At 63.3% G+C, this 15,150-nt stretch carries 17 protein-coding genes; 9 read left to right on the top strand and 8 right to left on the bottom strand.

Annotated features, from left to right (window positions below; all coding sequences use genetic code 11):
* The first annotated feature begins 40 nt into the window (after nt 1-40).
* The gene (locus tag CJO11_RS11590) at nt 41-640 is read left to right on the top strand and encodes a DUF2585 domain-containing protein (RefSeq protein WP_420823153.1); all 600 of its coding nucleotides are present in this window, start codon (nt 41-43) and stop codon (nt 638-640) included.
* A 7-nt stretch (nt 641-647) separates the two neighbouring features.
* Here CJO11_RS11590 and CJO11_RS11595 read toward each other — a convergent pair whose 3' ends face one another.
* The 3 genes from CJO11_RS11595 to CJO11_RS11605 all read right to left on the bottom strand — a co-directional run bounded on the left by CJO11_RS11595 (nt 648) and on the right by CJO11_RS11605 (nt 1,977).
* On the bottom strand, nt 648-1,118 hold the full coding sequence (locus CJO11_RS11595) for a response regulator (RefSeq protein WP_095012852.1): 471 nt from the start codon (nt 1,116-1,118) through the stop codon (nt 648-650).
* A 98-nt stretch (nt 1,119-1,216) separates the two neighbouring features.
* Entirely contained in the window at nt 1,217-1,525 is a 309-nt protein-coding gene (locus CJO11_RS11600; protein WP_095012853.1) for a transcriptional regulator, read from the bottom strand.
* A complete protein-coding gene (locus CJO11_RS11605; RefSeq protein ID WP_095012854.1) occupies nt 1,522-1,977 on the bottom strand; it encodes a hypothetical protein in 456 nt (151 codons plus the stop codon). Before CJO11_RS11605 ends, CJO11_RS11600 begins: the two co-directional genes overlap by 4 nt.
* Nucleotides 1,978-2,125: 148 nt before the next feature.
* On the opposite strand from CJO11_RS11605, the gene CJO11_RS11610 reads away from it, so the two are divergent.
* The 4 genes from CJO11_RS11610 (at nt 2,126) to CJO11_RS11625 (ending at nt 8,132) form a co-directional block, all read left to right on the top strand.
* Nucleotides 2,126-3,928 carry a flavin-containing monooxygenase gene (locus tag CJO11_RS11610; protein WP_095012855.1) on the top strand — a complete coding sequence of 601 codons (1,803 nt, stop codon included), beginning with the start codon at nt 2,126-2,128 and terminating at the stop codon, nt 3,926-3,928.
* A 94-nt stretch (nt 3,929-4,022) separates the two neighbouring features.
* Nucleotides 4,023-5,588: a flavin-containing monooxygenase gene (locus CJO11_RS11615; protein WP_095012856.1), complete on the top strand. Its 1,566-nt coding sequence runs from the start codon at nt 4,023-4,025 to the stop codon at nt 5,586-5,588.
* Nucleotides 5,589-5,806: 218 nt separating this feature from the next.
* A complete protein-coding gene (gene thiC / locus CJO11_RS11620) occupies nt 5,807-7,639 on the top strand; it encodes a phosphomethylpyrimidine synthase ThiC (RefSeq protein WP_095012857.1) in 1,833 nt (610 codons plus the stop codon).
* Nucleotides 7,623-8,132: a nuclear transport factor 2 family protein gene (locus tag CJO11_RS11625; protein WP_095012858.1), complete on the top strand. Its 510-nt coding sequence runs from the start codon at nt 7,623-7,625 to the stop codon at nt 8,130-8,132. Before thiC ends, CJO11_RS11625 begins: the two co-directional genes overlap by 17 nt.
* Before the next feature lie 133 nt (nt 8,133-8,265).
* On the opposite strand, the gene CJO11_RS11630 is transcribed toward CJO11_RS11625, so the two are convergent.
* Nucleotides 8,266-8,691, bottom strand: coding sequence for an ion channel (locus CJO11_RS11630; protein WP_095013382.1), 426 nt, complete (start codon nt 8,689-8,691; stop codon nt 8,266-8,268).
* A 300-nt stretch (nt 8,692-8,991) separates the two neighbouring features.
* On the opposite strand from CJO11_RS11630, the gene CJO11_RS11635 reads away from it, so the two are divergent.
* Genes CJO11_RS11635 through CJO11_RS11645 form a run of 3 tightly spaced genes read left to right on the top strand, consistent with a single transcriptional unit; the run spans nt 8,992 to nt 10,267 of the window.
* Nucleotides 8,992-9,372, top strand: coding sequence for an EthD domain-containing protein (locus CJO11_RS11635; protein ID WP_095013383.1), 381 nt, complete (start codon nt 8,992-8,994; stop codon nt 9,370-9,372).
* Nucleotides 9,372-9,827, top strand: coding sequence for a PaaI family thioesterase (locus CJO11_RS11640; RefSeq protein ID WP_095012859.1), 456 nt, complete (start codon nt 9,372-9,374; stop codon nt 9,825-9,827). Before CJO11_RS11635 ends, CJO11_RS11640 begins: the two co-directional genes overlap by 1 nt.
* A 32-nt stretch (nt 9,828-9,859) precedes the next feature.
* Nucleotides 9,860-10,267, top strand: a complete 408-nt coding sequence (locus CJO11_RS11645) for a GFA family protein (RefSeq protein ID WP_095012860.1) — start codon at nt 9,860-9,862, stop codon at nt 10,265-10,267.
* Between the two features lie 22 nt (nt 10,268-10,289).
* On the opposite strand, the gene CJO11_RS11650 is transcribed toward CJO11_RS11645, so the two are convergent.
* Complete coding sequence (locus CJO11_RS11650) at nt 10,290-11,027, bottom strand: SpoIIAA family protein (RefSeq protein WP_169829191.1); 738 nt, start codon at nt 11,025-11,027, stop codon at nt 10,290-10,292.
* Between the two features lie 159 nt (nt 11,028-11,186).
* On the opposite strand from CJO11_RS11650, the gene CJO11_RS11655 reads away from it, so the two are divergent.
* Entirely contained in the window at nt 11,187-11,750 is a 564-nt protein-coding gene (locus CJO11_RS11655; protein WP_169829192.1) for an NADPH-dependent FMN reductase, read from the top strand.
* A 25-nt stretch (nt 11,751-11,775) separates the two neighbouring features.
* Here CJO11_RS11655 and clpS read toward each other — a convergent pair whose 3' ends face one another.
* The 3 genes from clpS to CJO11_RS11670 all read right to left on the bottom strand — a co-directional run bounded on the left by clpS (nt 11,776) and on the right by CJO11_RS11670 (nt 15,100).
* Complete coding sequence (gene clpS, locus CJO11_RS11660; protein WP_240504483.1) at nt 11,776-12,171, bottom strand: ATP-dependent Clp protease adapter ClpS; 396 nt, start codon at nt 12,169-12,171, stop codon at nt 11,776-11,778.
* Between the two features lie 166 nt (nt 12,172-12,337).
* Complete coding sequence (locus CJO11_RS11665) at nt 12,338-13,105, bottom strand: phasin family protein (protein ID WP_095012863.1); 768 nt, start codon at nt 13,103-13,105, stop codon at nt 12,338-12,340.
* A 132-nt stretch (nt 13,106-13,237) separates the two neighbouring features.
* Entirely contained in the window at nt 13,238-15,100 is a 1,863-nt protein-coding gene (locus CJO11_RS11670) for a PHA/PHB synthase family protein (RefSeq protein ID WP_095013385.1), read from the bottom strand.
* Nucleotides 15,101-15,150: the final 50 nt, after the last annotated feature.

Consider the following 15,150-nt stretch of genomic DNA (forward strand, 5'->3'; position numbering starts at 1 on the left):
GCTGGGCAATAATCTTGCGGGATGCAGCCGGTCTGTCATGATGCAGGTGATGAGCAGCCGCCTGATCCCGCACCGCAAAGCCGTGTTGCTGACCTTGGCGCTCGTGCTGGCCGCTGCCACAATCGAGTTCGCGATGGGGCGTCCGCCGATTTGTCCGTGCGGGTTCGTGAAATTCTGGCATGGCGTGGTCGAGTCCGACCAGAACAGCCAGCAGATCGCCGACTGGTACACCTTCAGCCACGTCACGCACGGGCTGATCTTCTATTTCGCCGGGTGGCTGCTGTTCGTGCGACTGGGATTGTTCGGCGGCAAACCAGCGCGCTGGGCGCTGCCGATCGCGGCGTTCGTCGAAGCAGCGTGGGAAGTGCTCGAAAACACCCCGATGGTGATCGATCGCTATCGCGAAGTGACCGTCAGTTATGGATACGCAGGGGACTCGATGGTCAATTCCATCGCCGACATCGGCTGGATGATCGTCGGGTTTCTGATCGCCAGCAGGTTGCCCGCCTGGGCCAGCGTCTTGCTGGCGATCTTCTTCGAGCTGTTCACCTTGTGGGCGATGCGCGACAACCTGACGCTCAACATCATTATGTTGCTCTGGCCGATCGAAGCGATCCGCCAGTGGCAGGAGGGAGCCTAGCGATCCGTCAGCACGGTCGGCGAAGCGCCCCGGCCGGGCCGACAAGCCGCATCGAAGCACGCGGATCGTCACCGGCGCCGTAAGTCTCGAGCCGCGCGACCCGACGGCGGCTGCCCCTGGCGAGGAGCTCGTCGACTTGCGCCAGCAGCATGTCGGGGTCGACCGGCTTGGCAAGGTAGCCATCGGCGCCCTCGAATTCCGCGATCTGGCGATCTTCGGGCTGGTCGCGCGCGGTCAACATCAGCACTGCCATGTCGGTCAGCCCTTCGCCGCGACGCAGGATGCGCAGCGCTTCGATCCCGCCCATGACCGGCATGATACAGTCGAGGATCACCAGCTTCGGGCGGCGAAAACGGATTGCTTCGAGAGCCTGCAGCCCGTCGGTGAAGTGCGCCACCGCATGGCCGGCGTCCATCAAAGATTCGATCGTGATCGCAGCGGCGAGTTCGTCGTCTTCGGCCAGCACAATCAGGCTCATCGCATCTCCTTCCTCCCGCGAGCAGGCATGGCTCCCGGTAAATCCCGGATATCCGATCGACGCGAACGGGACCCTGACGTGCCCCTGCGTAATTGCCCCTATTCGGCAGCGATCGCGTTTTGCGCGGCAGCGGCCAATTCATGGAGCGCGGCCATGTGCGCCCTGAACGCCTTGGCGCCCGCGCGGGTCAGCGAGGCCCAGGTGCGCTGCCGCCCGTCGAGCGGGGCTTTCCGCAACTTCACGTAGCCCGCGTCGCCGAGCGCGGAGAGGTGCTTGGATAGCACGCTGTCGCTTACATCGACGATATCGCGCAAGGTGGCGAATTCGGCTTCTTTGACGCGCGCCAGCACAGCTGCGATCTGCAACCGTGCCGGAGCGTGGAGCGTTGTGTCGAGCGCTGCGGTCATGCGCTGTGGTCCGTCAGCTGGCGCAGGTACACGCGCTGCCGCACCACGCTGAAGATCGTACCCATGATAAAGGCGATGGCAGCAAGGCCAGCCTTGCTCAACGGGGCGAAACTCGCCTCGCGCATTTGCACTGCGGAAACGACGAGCACCATGAGGAGGCCCAGGAAACCGAGCGTCACGGGCAGGGTCTTGTCGCGGCGAAACCCGGTGATCAGCAGCCCGCGCCGCCGCCGGTCGTAGTATGCCATCAAGGCTGCGGCGAGAATCACGATCCCGGAACCGACCAGTTGCACCTTGTCCGAGATCGTGATCGATCCGATCAGGACGAGGAACAGTGCCCCGTAAAGCGCGTGCCGCCAGGGCGGGCAAACCCCGGCGCGTTCGGCGAGGCGGTTTTCGCTGGCATGGACTCCGGCGAGCGCATCCAACGCGCTGCGACTATCTTCGGTCATTGCGGTCACCTTTCACTTTCCAATGTGGAAAGAGATAATCCTCACTTTCCGATTCGGCAAGTGATAATCTTCCAAAGTGGAAAGTGAGGAGTGCTGGACCGCACGTAAGCGGCTGGTTAGAGATTGCGCAAAGTCCCCGGAGAAGCCGATGCCCGATACTGCGACCGCCCTCGATCACGATGCACTGAGGCGCAAATATGCCGAAGAGCGCGACAAGCGCCTGCGCGCGGACGGGCTGGGGCAGTATATCCGGCTCGAAAGCGAATTCGCCGACCTGGCGACCGATCCGTATATCCCGATTACCCCGCGCGATCCGGTGACCGACCATGTGACGTTTGCCTTCATCGGCGGCGGGTTCTCCGGCCTCGTTGTTGGTGCCCGTCTCAAGGAGGCGGGGATCGAGGATTTCCGAATCATCGAGAAGGGCGGGGACTTCGGCGGCACCTGGTACTGGAACCGCTATCCAGGTGCGCAGTGCGACACCGCCAGCATGATCTACATGCCGCTGCTCGAGGAAACCGGGCACATGCCGAGCGAAAAATACGCCCATGCACCCGAAATCCGCGAACACTGTTCGCGCATCGGCAAGCAATACGGTCTTTACGAAAACGCGCTGTTCCACACGCAAGTGACCGGCCTCGCGTGGGACGAAACGCGCAAGTTGTGGGTCGTCACCACCAATCGCGGCGACGAATTTACCGCCAAATATGTCGGGATGGCCACCGGGCCGCTGCACGTCGCCAAGCTGCCGGGATTGCCGGGGATCGAGAGCTTCAAGGCAAAGAGCTTCCACACCAGCCGGTGGGACTATGCTTACACCGGCGGCGACCCCGAAGGCGCACCGATGACGAAGCTGGCCGACAAGCGGGTGGCGATCATCGGCACCGGGGCAACTGCAGTGCAGTGCGTGCCGCACCTGGCGCGCAGCGCGAAAGAACTATTCGTATTCCAGCGCACCCCGTCGTCGGTCGACGAGCGCAACAACGCGCCGCTCGATCCCGACTGGTTTGCGCAGGTTTCCGAACCGGGCTGGCAGAAGAAGTGGCAGGAAAACTTCGTCGGCAACCTCGGCGGCGGATTTGCTGCGGAGGACCTCGTGCAGGATGGCTGGACCGACCTCGGCAAGCGCATCCGCAACGAGATCATGGCGTTGCCGATGGAGGAACGCACCCCTGACAAGATCATGGCGGCGTTCGAAGGTGCCGATAACGAGAAGATGGAGGAAATCCGCCAGCGCGCCGAACGGATCGTTCGCGATCCCGAGGCGGGGCAGAAACTCAAGGCGTGGTATCGCCAGCTGTGCAAGCGGCCATGCTTCCACGATCAATACCTGCAGGCTTTCAACGAACCGGGCGTTGCGCTGGTTGATACCGACGGGCAGGGGGTTGAACGGATCACCGAGAACGGTGTGGTTGCTAACGGCGTCGAATACCCGGTCGACTGCATTGTCTACGCTTCGGGTTTCGAGGTCGGCACCGACTATTCCTCGCGCGCCGGGTTCGAGCTGACCGGACGCGGCGGGGAAACCGTGAGCGAACATTGGAAGGACGGGATGCGCACGCTCCACGGCCTGCAGCTTTACGGCTTTCCCAACGCGTTCATTGTCCAGCACACGCAAGCCGCGAACCTGATCGCCAACGTGCCGCACAACATCGTCGATCACGCCGATACCGTTGCAGCGATCGTGTCCGAAGCCGAACGCCGCGGCGCGGCGACGGTCGAGCCGACGGCGGAGGCGGAGAAGAGATGGGTCGACCTGCTGCTGACCGGGTTCGGCTCGCGATTCGGCGATACCACTTGCACGCCCGGCTACTACAACAACGAAGGTGAAGGGCTGGGCAAGGAAGCGCAGCTCAACGTCGGTCATCCGGCGGGCCCGCTGGGATACTTCAGCCACATCGCCGCGTGGCGCGCTTCGGGCACATTCGAAGGGCTGGATTTCGGCGGTTGAGCGGCCCGTTGATGCTTGTCATGCACATTTGATTTCAATCAAGGACTGATTGTAGGTTCTCGGGCAGCTTCCCAGACTGAAGGAGAAGTGTGCCATGAATGCCGTGAGTCCGGTCGAACCGTCGAACGCCGAAAGCCCCACCCATGTCGACGTGCTGATCGTCGGGGCGGGAATTTCCGGGATCGGCTCGGCCTATCACTTGCAGGACCAGTGCCCCGGCAAGAGCTATGCGATCCTCGAGATGAAGGACACGTTTGGCGGGACGTGGGAGACGCACAAGTATCCGGGCGTCCGTTCGGATTCGGACCTCTACACGTTCGGCTATCGCTTCAAACCGTGGGTCGGCACCCCGATCGCCACCGCCGAGGAAATCCTCAAGTACATGGGCGAAGTGATCGAGGAAAACGGGATCGGCGAGCATATCTTCTATGGCCACCGGATCACCCGCTGCGCGTATTCGCGCGACACCGCGCAGTGGACCGTCGAAGCAACCCGCCTGGCTGATGGTGCGCAAGCGGTGTTCACCGCCGGCTTCCTGTGGATGTGCCAGGGCTACTACGATCACGAGAAGCCCTACGTTCCGCCCGAATGGCACGATCGGGGCCTGGCGGACTTCAAGGGCGATTTCGTTCACGCCCAGCTGTGGGATCCGGAATACGACTACACCGACAAGCGCATCCTCGTGATCGGCTCGGGCGCGACCGCCGCCACGATTGTCCCCGCGTTCGCCGAGAAGGCTGCGCACGTCACGATGCTGCAACGTTCGCCGACCTACTTCATCTGCCGCGAGAACAGGAACGAGCTGGCCGACCGGCTGCGCGAAGTCGGGATCGATGAGCCGACCGTCCACCGCGTGGTACGCCAGCAGATCCTGCACGACCAGGCGAGGTTCACCCAGCGCTGCATCGACGAGCCGGACACCGTGTTCGAGGAGCTCAAGGAACTGGTGCGCGCCTTCACCGGCAAGCCCGATTTCGAATTCGAGCCGCACTTCACCCCGAAGTACCGCCCGTGGCAGCAGCGGCTGGCGTTCTGCCCCAACGGCGACGTGTTCCGCGCGGCGGTGGCGGGCAAGGTTACGGTCGTTACCGATACTATCGAGCGCTTCACTGAAACGGGCGTTCGCACGGCATCGGGCGAGGAGATCGAGGCCGACCTGATCGTTGCCGCCACCGGCTTCCGCCTGTCGGTGATGGGCGGCATCCCGTTCGAAGTCGACGGCGAGACGGTCGACTGGCACGACACCGTTACCTATCGCGGGATGATGTTCACCGGCGTGCCCAACATGGCGTGGGTGATGGGCTATTTCCGCGCCAGCTGGACCTTGCGGGTCGATATGCTTGGCGATTTCGTCTGCGGCCTGCTCAACCACATGGACGAGCTGGGCGCGCGCCAGGTCGAGGTCGCCTTCCGACCCGACGACGCGAGTATGGACATCGGCCCGTGGATCGATGCCGATAACTTCAACCCTGGCTACCTGATGCGCGGCCTTGGCCAATTGCCGCAAGCCGGCGACAGGCCCGACTGGCGTCACAACCAGGACTACTGGGCCGAACGCAACGAAATCCCCGCGATCGATCTCGATGGCACCGAGTTCGTCTACGATGGCAAGCGCGCCGATGGTCCGCCAGCCAATCGCGAGATGGCGAAAGCGGGCTGAGACCCGCTCGACATTCGCGCCGCCAGCGCCTAGACCTGCGGACATCCCCGGGGAGCCAGTGCTGGCCCAAGCGATCTTTCGCGAAGGCCTGACAAGAGCGGCTGAGAGGCAGGTGTCACGCCCTGCGACCCGTCGAACCTGAACCGATTAATATCGGCGGAGGGAGTGGGCGTGCGGCAACCGACATGCGCCCTCCGCTTACATGGAGTCACGCGCACATGGCCGACATCAACAGCAAGCTCGAAATCGGCGTTACCACCGGGCCGATCCGCGGCAGCCGCAAGATCCACGTGGGGCCGCTCAAGGTCGCCATGCGCGAGATCGACCTCGAGGGCGACGAACCGAGCGTGCGGGTTTACGACACGTCCGGCCCCTATACCGACCCTGCCGCAAGCATCGATATCCGCGCCGGCCTGCCGCAGCTACGCCGCGAATGGCAGCTCGCCCGCGGCGATGTGGAAGAATACGCTGCCCGCGAAGTGAAGCCGGAGGACAACGGACAGCTCGGGCCGGATCGCTCTGGCGGCGTCCCCGCGTTCCCCAATGTCCGCAAGAGCGTGCTGCGCGCCAAAGCGGGCGCGAACCTCTCCCAGATGCACTACGCCCGGCGCGGGATCATCACGCCCGAGATGGAATACGTTGCAGAGCGCGAGAACCTCGGCCGCGAGCGCCTGCGTGAAATGCCCGAGGGCAACTCGTGGGGCGCATCGATCCCCGAATACGTCACCCCCGAATTCGTGCGCGACGAAGTCGCGCGGGGCAGGGCAATCATCCCCTCCAACGTCAACCACCCGGAAGCCGAGCCGATGGCGATCGGGCGCAACTTCCTCGTCAAGATCAACGCCAACATCGGCAATTCCGCCGTGGCATCGGACGTGGCGAGCGAAGTCGACAAGATGGTCTGGTCGATCCGCTGGGGCGCAGACACGGTGATGGACCTCAGCACCGGCCGCAACATCCACGACACCCGCGAATGGATCATCCGCAACAGCCCTGTCCCCATCGGCACCGTGCCGATCTACCAGGCGCTGGAGAAGGTCGGCGGCATTGCCGAGGACCTGACCTGGGAGATCTTCCGCGACACGCTGATCGAACAGGCCGAGCAGGGCGTCGACTATTTCACCATCCACGCCGGGGTGCGACTGCCCTACGTGCCCATGACCGCAAAGCGCGTCACCGGCATCGTCAGCCGTGGCGGCTCGATCATGGCGAAATGGTGCCTCGCGCATCACAAGGAGAGCTTCCTGTACGAACGCTTCGACGAGATCACCGAGATCATGAAGGCTTACGACATCGCCTATTCGCTGGGTGACGGCCTACGCCCCGGCTCGATCGCCGACGCCAATGACGAGGCGCAGTTCGCCGAGCTCTACACGCTGGGCGAGCTGACCAAGCGCGCGTGGAGCCAAGACGTGCAGGTGATGATCGAGGGTCCCGGCCACGTGCCGATGCACAAGATCAAGGAGAACATGGACAAGCAGCTGGAGGCGTGCGGCGAGGCGCCGTTCTACACCCTCGGGCCGCTCGTCACCGATATCGCGCCGGGTTACGACCACATCACCAGCGGCATCGGCGCGGCGCAGATCGGCTGGTACGGCACCGCGATGCTCTGCTACGTCACGCCCAAGGAACACCTCGGCCTGCCCGACCGCGACGACGTGAAGGTGGGCGTGGTGACCTACAAGCTCGCCGCCCACGCGGCGGACCTCGCCAAGGGGCATCCTGCGGCCAAGGTCCGCGACGATGCGCTGTCGAAAGCCCGCTTCGAATTCCGCTGGCGCGACCAGTTCAACCTGAGCCTCGACCCCGACACGGCCGAGCAATATCACGACCAGACCCTCCCCGCAGAAGGCGCCAAGACGGCGCACTTCTGCTCGATGTGCGGGCCGAAGTTCTGCAGCATGAAGATCACGCAGGAAGTGCGCGACTTCGCGGCGAAGCAGAACAGCGCCCCCGACAAGTTCATCGCCGTCGAAGAAGCGGAGAAGGGGATGGAAGAGATGAGCGAAAAGTACCGCGACGGCGGCGATCTCTATGTTCCGGCCAAGTAGCCGGGGCATCGCCGCTGCCGCGCTCATCGTGGCTTTCACGATGCAATCGCCTGCGCTTGCCGATCCGCATCCCGATGCTGCTGCGGTTGTCCGAGCTCAGCGCGAGGTGTTCAACCGAGCGCTCGCGCAAGGCGACGCTGCTAGGATCGCTGCGGTGCTCGCCGATGATGCGATCCTCGTCAGCGGCACTGAAAGCCACGTCATTCGGGGTAAGGCCGCGCAAGTTGAATTATGGGAGAAGAGCTTCTCGAACGCTAACCGCACCATATACAAACGTACGCCGTCGAGTATTACGCTCTCGCCGATCTTTCCGCTGGCTCTGGAGGTCGGCACATGGCGCGGCGGAAAGGTCGACAGTCCGGGCGATTGGGCTGCTGGCAGCTACACCGCCAAGTGGCGGCGAGTGAACGGGACATGGAAGCTTGAGGTTGAGACATACATGACCACGGCGTGCGGTGGGAGTTTTTGCCAAGGTGCTGCTTTGGGGAGTTAGTTGGCCGTCGCCGTAATTCACCTTATTCGGTGCAGCGCCGTTTCGACAGTCCGGCCAGTGCAGCAAGATCTTTCTTGTAGACCCCCCATCCGGGCCTTACCTGCGTTCGTTAGCGCACCGCGCGAACCAAACCTTATTTGAGCCCCATTCGCGCGATCAGCGAGACGAAGAACGCGGTCGACCAACCGAGCAGCAGCACGCCATTGACCCCCTCGATCGCCGCGACCAGTTGCCACGCACGGCTAAGCCCCGCGTCGTCATATCCCACGGTGCCGTACGTGATGGTCGAGAAATAGACCGAGGTCTGCAAGTCGGGCAGGGCGCCCGCCGCAAGGTACAGCGCGGCATAGAGCCAGATCTCGATCCCGTGGATCGCGAACAGGCCCAGCACCACCGCGAAGGTGAACGCGATGCCCTTGGGGCTGACGGCGGAGATGTGCTCCGCGCGTTCCTCCCGCTGCTCGATCCGCAACATGCGGCTGAGCACCAGTAGTCCCGCACCGTGGATCGCGACGGTCAGCAGCACCATTGCCGTCGATATGGCGAGTTGTCCGATCATCGTGGCCCCAATTGTCCAGCCCTGGCGCAGAGCATACGCCATGACGCGCGGCGCGCCCAAACCTTTCCTACACGCCTCCATCTGCGGCATGGTTTGCGGGATGATCTCGCGTGTATCCTCTTTGCCTGCCGCATCGGCGATCCGCAGCAAACCGGTCGATCATCTCGCCCCGGATTTTCTTCTCCAGGACTGTGTTCCATGTGTTCCACCATGTCGCATTCAGCGACTCGCCAACCGGCCAATCGGCTGGCACAACGGCGCATCACCGCTCGATCGGCGGAACCGGGAAAGGAATGCGCCTTGCTCAAGCTCACCTTGTGCGTCCACCGCTTGCCCTCGCTCACCCGCGAAGAATTCCAGAAGCATTGGCGGGAAAATCACGCCCCGCTGGTGCGCGCTGCGGCAGAGGCGCTGGGGATTCGCCGCTATGTCCAGTCGCACACATTCGAGCACCCGATTGCCGATGGAACTGCGCAGGCGCGCGGGATGGTGCATGGCGACGATGTCGATTTCGACGGGCTGGCAGAATTGTGGTTCGATTCGGAAGAGGCGCTGCTCGCCGCCCGCGCCACCCCCGAGGGGCGCAAGCATGGCGCGATCCTGCTGGAAGACGAGGCGCGGTTCATTGATTTCACGCGCTCGTTCGCGTTCGTCAGCCACGAGAATGTGGTGATCGGGTGATGAGTGAAGCGGCGGCGAGCGAGAAACCCAAGTACCGCGTCCCGTTCGTCGAGCGGACGGGGATGCAGCGGCTGGAGGAAGCGCGCGGGCATTCGAAGCTGCTGATGCCGCTGGGGCCGAACGAAAACCATGTCGGGGTGATGTATCTCGGCGCGTTTACCGTGCTGGCCGAAGCGGTGGCGGCAGGGCCGGGGATATCGATTCTCGACACCGCGAAGTACTTCCCGATCATCAAGGATATCGCGGTCGACTTCCACCGTATGGCGGCAAGCGACGTGACCGCCGAATATACCCTGTCCGATGCCGAGATGGACGGCCTGCTGGCCGATCTCGAGCGCAAGGGCAGCGCGACTTACGTTGCCGAAGTGCCGATGCTGGATGCAGGCGGCACGGTGGTCGCCACAGGGCGGGTGACGGTCAAGCTGCTGTCGCACGACTGGAAGAAGCCGGACTGAAGGCAAATGACGAAACACGAGGAGAGCGATCGATGACCACCCCCAAGACCGGCGGCTGCCTGTGCGGCGCAGTGCGCTACAGCTTTACCGGCGAACCGCTGATGCAGGCGGTGTGCCACTGCAAGAACTGCCAGCGCCAATCGGGCAGCGGGTGGTCGATGCTGGTCGGCCTGCCCAAGGCGGCGGTCGAGATCGAGGGCGAAGTAACCACCTACACCGATCACGGCACCAGCGGCGACGAGGTCTACCGCCAGTTCTGCCCGACCTGCGGATCGCCGGTGTTTACCCGCGTGCCCTCGCAGCCGGACATGATCTTCATCAAAGCCGGCACGTTCGACGATACATCGGACTTCGCCCCGCAAATCCAGTTCTGGACCGCGAGCAAGCAGGACTGGATCGAGCTGGAAGGCGTCCCCGGCGTCCCCGGGAACCCGGGCTAGGGCATTCCTGCCGCAAGGGCGCTCAACGCTTCACCCAGCTCTTGGCCTGCTCCAGTTCAGCCAGCGGGAAGGCGTGGAACGCGAACGGCATCAGCGGCGAAAGCAGGCGGCCCGCCTTGGCGATCCAGCCGATGTCGGTCACCAGCGCACAGCGTTCGAACGCGATCGGGTGGCGTATACCCAGCTTGAGGTCCTCCCACGCGGCATGGCCCGAGTATCCGATGAAGTCGTCGTCGAGTACCACCAGGCACTTGATGTGGTCGTGCACCTTGAGCTTTTCCTCGACCAGCGGGACGAGCGTATCGGCATAGTCCTGCGCGGTGATGACCCCCACCGCGCGCAGGGCGATGACGTCGCGCGGGAGCCCGTCGATCAACTCGAAGCGTCCGGGATCGTCAGCCTCACTGCGGGCCCACGCCTTCGCTTCGTCGAGGCGGCTGGCGGGAAAATGGCGGACCTTGGCGGAAACGAAGCGGTCGGCGATCTCCGGCCCGAGCGAGAGCAGCGCCGAATCGCCGACGATCGCGACTTTGCGCACGACCTTGCCGTGAACCTTCACGAACTCGAAGTGCCGCGCCATCGCGCCCAACCCCTCCCAGTGCGGCAGGTGGTCGAGCACGATCACGAGGTTGGGGACCTTGTCGGTCTCGTTGATCCGGGTGTCGACAATATCGGCCAGCGTATCGAAGTCGCTCTGGCTGAGCGCCCCATGCGGCGACAGGACCACGAAGTCCGGGTCAGAGGTGTCGATGTCGATCATGGCAAACTCCTTTGCGAGCATGTCTCAATCTATGCCGCTGCGGCGGCGATGTCATTGATCGAGGTCAACGGGCACAGGGCGTTCGGACTGACCGGGCCACGCTGAACCTGCCGCATTGGCGGGGTTGGCAAATGGCGCAGGCAGGCTATGCCCGCGGACATGAGCCTGATCGTCGGAATTGGCGGAACCACGCGCCCGGATAGCAGCACCGAGCAGGCGCTGCGCCTTGCTTGCAGCGAGGCCGAGCGCGCGGGCGATGAGGTGCGGATTTTCGATGGCAGCTATATGACTTCGCTGCCGTTCTACCACGGACCCGGCTGGACGCCGGATTCGGGGCGCGAAATGGTCGATGCGATCCGCGACTGTGATGCGCTGGTGATCGCGTCACCGGGCTATCACGGCACGATCTCCGGCGTGCTCAAGAATGCGCTCGATTATATCGAGGAACTGGCCGGAGACGAACGGATTTACCTCCACGATCGACCGGTCGGGCTGATCGTCACGGCGCACGGGCACCAGGCAGCGGTGACGGCGATGATTACGCTCCGCACGATCGTTCACGCCTTGCGCGGCTGGCCCACGCCGTTCGGTGCGGCGCTGCGGATCGGGCCCGATACGTTCGATGATGCCGGGAGCTGTGTCGATCCAGAGGTCGCCAAGCAACTGCGGATCGTCGGAGAGCAGGTGCGGTTCGTGTTTTCGCAAGGCCGCGCAGAGGGTTAGGCGCTACGGAATTGGGGACTGGCCGTCAGGCCTTCTCGAGCGTGCATTGTAGCGGGTGCTGGTTCTCGCGCGCGAAATCCATCACCTGGTTCACCTTGGTCTCTGCAACTTCATAGGGAAACACGCCGCAAACCCCGACCCCGCGCTGGTGAACGTGGAGCATCACCCGCGTTGCCTGCTCCAGGTCCATGCGGAAGAACCGCTTGAGCACGATCACCACGAATTCCATCGGGGTATAATCGTCGTTGAGCATCAGCACCTTGTACTGGCTCGGCTTCTTGGGCTTGGCCTTGGTCTTGGTGGCAATGCCGACTTCGCCGTCGGTACCCAGCGTATCGTCGCTGTCGTCGCCCTCGTCGGCAGCGCGGACAGCTGCGCCGCGGCGGGTCGGGTCAAAGGCAAGGCGGTGCTGGGACATCATGGTCCGCAATATCGTATGCAATCGGGCGAGGGCAAGATGCGAGAGCGAAGATGCACTCTCGCTGGTTAATTCCCCGCAAACGCGAACGGGCCGGACGGTTTGCACCGTCCGGCCCGCCGGGACCGCAGCCGGGCTAGAGAGGAGACCCGGCTGACGTTTGATCGGGTCAGGCGACCTTCGAGAACTTCTCGGCAGCCAGGCTCATGCGGCTCGAGATCGGCGCGAACGCGTCGTTGGCGAGCTTCATGGTGGCTTCGGCGTTCTTCGAGTAGTGCGCAACCGCAGCGTCGAAGTTGCGGCGGGCGATCTCGCCCTGCAGCTTGAACAGGTCGGTCGGGCTCTTGATGCCGGCGAACGCCTTCATGTCGGCAGTGGCGGTTTCGTAGGCCGACTTGGCAGCTTCGACTTCGCCGCGCGCCATGTCCTGCACGCCGCTGGCGAGGATCTTGGTCGACTCGACGGTCGCGTCGAAATTGCCCTTGCTGAACTCGGCGACGTCGGTCGCGTAGGTCTTGGCCTTTTCGAAGCCGGCCTTCGCCTTGGTCTGCAGGTCGGCAGCGGCTTCCTTGACGGTCTTGGTGAAATCGGTGGTCTTGGTCATGATGGCTTCCTTGGGATTGAATACGGTGGGCTTGCTGGTCGTGACGGGTTTAGGAGCGGCGGCTGCCTTCTTGGCGGGGGCCTTGGCGGCTGGCTTGGCAGCAACCTTCTTTGCAGCGGGCTTCTTGAGTGCAGCCTTTTTCGCGGCGACCTTCTTCACGGTCTTGGCCGGAACCTTCTTGGCGACCGGCGCAGCTTTGGCGGCGGCGGCCTTTGCAGGGGCAGAGGCGACTGCCTTCTTGGCTGCCACTTCCTTGGCCGCTTCAGCGTAGGCTTTCTCGGCTGCGGCGTCCGCTTTCAGCTCTTCAGTCTTCGGATCGGTGGCATTGGCCATCGCACTTCGCTCCTATGTTGCACTGCACAAAATAAGCCTCGCAAGCGCGAAGTCAAGCATTTTTTGTGCAGTGCAACATAAGTAGGAAACGGTTCGTCGCACCCGCCATTTGTGCAGCGCGGAGCCAGTACGCTAGCGGGTCTTCACATAGCGCCCCGGTGCGTCCTCGATCACAGTGTCCTTTTTGCTTCCACCCGGCACGCGCCTTCCCTTGGCCTTGACGCGCGTGGCATCGAGTCCTTCGAGCCAGCCGAGCCAGTGCGGCCACCAGCTGCCGGGATGCTCCTCGGCCCCCTCGATGAATTCGGCGAGAGAATTCGCATGGCTGTCGCCGGTCCAGTACTGGTACTTGCCTGCAGCGGGCGGGTTGACCACCCCCGCGATGTGGCCGGAACCTGCGAGCAGGAAGGTGGTTGGCCCACGCACGTGGCGGGTCATGCGCCACACGCTTTCAGCGGGGGCAATGTGATCCTCGCGACCGGCCTGGATGTAGATCGGGGTTTCGATCCGGGTCAGGTCGATCGGCGTGCCGTCGGCAGACATGCTGTCGGGCACGACCAGCCGGTTGTCGCGGTAAAGATCGCGCAAGTAGTCATTATGCCATTTCGATGGCAGGTTGGTAACGTCGCCGTTCCAGTGGAGCAGGTCGAATGCCGGATAGTCTTCGCCCAACAGGTAGTTGTTGACCACGTAGTTCCAGATCAGGTCGCGCCCGCGGAGCATGTTGAAGGTAGCGGCGAGATAGCGCCCATCGAGATAGCCTTCGGGCGAAAGCTTGCCGATCATGTCGAGCTGGCCGTCGTCGATGAAATGCTTGAGCTCGCCGGCTTTCTCGAAGTCGACCTGCGCAGTGAAGAAGGTCGCGCTGCGGACCTTGTCGGCCTCTCCGCGCCGGGCAAGGATCGCCAGCGTCGCGGCGAGCGTGGTGCCCGCCACGCAATAGCCGATCGTGTGGACCGACGGGACATCGAGCCTTTCGCGCACGTGGTCGATCGCATCGATCTGGGCGCGGATGTAATCGTCCCACACCACGTCCTTCATGCTCGCGTCGGCCGATTTCCAGCTGACCACGAACGTGCTGATCCCCTGGTCGAGCGCCCATTTGATGAAGCTCTTCTTTGGTGTCAGGTCGAGGATGTAGAAGCGGTTGATCCATGGCGGGAAGATCACCAGCGGCACGTCGAGCACCGTCTCGGTGGTCGGAGTGTACTGGATCAACTGGTAGAGCGGGGTTTCGTGGACCACTTTGCCGGGGGTCGCGGCAATGTTTTCGCCCAGCTTGAACGCTCCCGAATCGGTGTGGCTGAGTTGGCCGCGCTTCAGGTCCTCGATCAGGTGCCCCATTCCCTTGACGAGATTCTCGCCCTTCGTTTCGATCGTGCGCTGGAGCACCACCGGGTTGGTCAGCACGAAGTTGTCGGGACTCATCGCCTCGACCAGCGCGCGGGTTGCGAAGGTCAGTTGCTCCTTCTTCTCGGGATCGACTCCCTGCACGTCGTCGGCTGCCTGCACGAGGTATTCTGCCAGCATCAGGTAGATCTGGTGGAGCAGCGCGAACGCCGGATGGTTGCGCCACGCAGGATCAGAGAACCGCCGGTCCTTGCGCGGCAGCTCGGGTTCTTGCTGCTGTTTGCCGCCCAGCGCCGAGCCGAGCACGCCCTGCCACAACTTCAGCCCGTCCTGAGCGAACTTCTGTGCCGAACCGGGATCGAATGTTGCCGATTTGGCCCACCCTTGCGACATCAGCATGAACTGGGCCGGATCGATGGGTGGCGATTGGGTTGTGGTTTCGCGCGCCTTTTCGGTCACGAATTCGAGCCACATTGCCTGCAGCTTCTGTGCAGTCCCGGCCCATTCGCCGATCTCGTTCCAGTTTTGCAGCGGGGAAGGGGCTCCACCCGGCAGAATTTGGCCCCACAACTCGCGCATCGCTTCGCCTTGCATGTCGAAGAATGCAGCGAACGGGTCGGTCTGGTTGCTCGTGTCGTCGGCCATCGGCGGCACCTCGCGAATCTTGCGCAACTATCTTTGCATGATCGGCTGTT

The sequence above is a fragment of the Tsuneonella mangrovi genome (assembly GCF_002269345.1).
GTDB classification, from domain to species: domain Bacteria; phylum Pseudomonadota; class Alphaproteobacteria; order Sphingomonadales; family Sphingomonadaceae; genus Tsuneonella; species Tsuneonella mangrovi.

What these genes read in the sequence shown, in the direction of transcription:
- CJO11_RS11625 (WP_095012858.1), top strand. Translation starts at nt 7,623, where the DNA reads ATGTTCCGGCCAAGTAGCCGGGGCATCGCCGCTGCCGCGCTCATCGTG.
- CJO11_RS11615 (WP_095012856.1), top strand. Translation starts at nt 4,023, where the DNA reads ATGAATGCCGTGAGTCCGGTCGAACCGTCGAACGCCGAAAGCCCCACC.
- CJO11_RS11595 (WP_095012852.1), bottom strand. Translation starts at nt 1,118, where the DNA reads ATGAGCCTGATTGTGCTGGCCGAAGACGACGAACTCGCCGCTGCGATC.
- CJO11_RS11630 (WP_095013382.1), bottom strand. Translation starts at nt 8,691, where the DNA reads ATGATCGGACAACTCGCCATATCGACGGCAATGGTGCTGCTGACCGTC.
- CJO11_RS11640 (WP_095012859.1), top strand. Translation starts at nt 9,372, where the DNA reads ATGAGTGAAGCGGCGGCGAGCGAGAAACCCAAGTACCGCGTCCCGTTC.
- CJO11_RS11650 (WP_169829191.1), bottom strand. Translation starts at nt 11,027, where the DNA reads ATGATCGACATCGACACCTCTGACCCGGACTTCGTGGTCCTGTCGCCG.
- CJO11_RS11655 (WP_169829192.1), top strand. Translation starts at nt 11,187, where the DNA reads ATGAGCCTGATCGTCGGAATTGGCGGAACCACGCGCCCGGATAGCAGC.
- CJO11_RS11665 (WP_095012863.1), bottom strand. Translation starts at nt 13,105, where the DNA reads ATGGCCAATGCCACCGATCCGAAGACTGAAGAGCTGAAAGCGGACGCC.
- CJO11_RS11610 (WP_095012855.1), top strand. Translation starts at nt 2,126, where the DNA reads ATGCCCGATACTGCGACCGCCCTCGATCACGATGCACTGAGGCGCAAA.
- CJO11_RS11590 (WP_420823153.1), top strand. Translation starts at nt 41, where the DNA reads ATGCAGGTGATGAGCAGCCGCCTGATCCCGCACCGCAAAGCCGTGTTG.
- CJO11_RS11670 (WP_095013385.1), bottom strand. Translation starts at nt 15,100, where the DNA reads ATGGCCGACGACACGAGCAACCAGACCGACCCGTTCGCTGCATTCTTC.
- thiC (WP_095012857.1), top strand. Translation starts at nt 5,807, where the DNA reads ATGGCCGACATCAACAGCAAGCTCGAAATCGGCGTTACCACCGGGCCG.
- CJO11_RS11645 (WP_095012860.1), top strand. Translation starts at nt 9,860, where the DNA reads ATGACCACCCCCAAGACCGGCGGCTGCCTGTGCGGCGCAGTGCGCTAC.
- clpS (WP_240504483.1), bottom strand. Translation starts at nt 12,171, where the DNA reads ATGATGTCCCAGCACCGCCTTGCCTTTGACCCGACCCGCCGCGGCGCA.
- CJO11_RS11605 (WP_095012854.1), bottom strand. Translation starts at nt 1,977, where the DNA reads ATGACCGAAGATAGTCGCAGCGCGTTGGATGCGCTCGCCGGAGTCCAT.
- CJO11_RS11600 (WP_095012853.1), bottom strand. Translation starts at nt 1,525, where the DNA reads ATGACCGCAGCGCTCGACACAACGCTCCACGCTCCGGCACGGTTGCAG.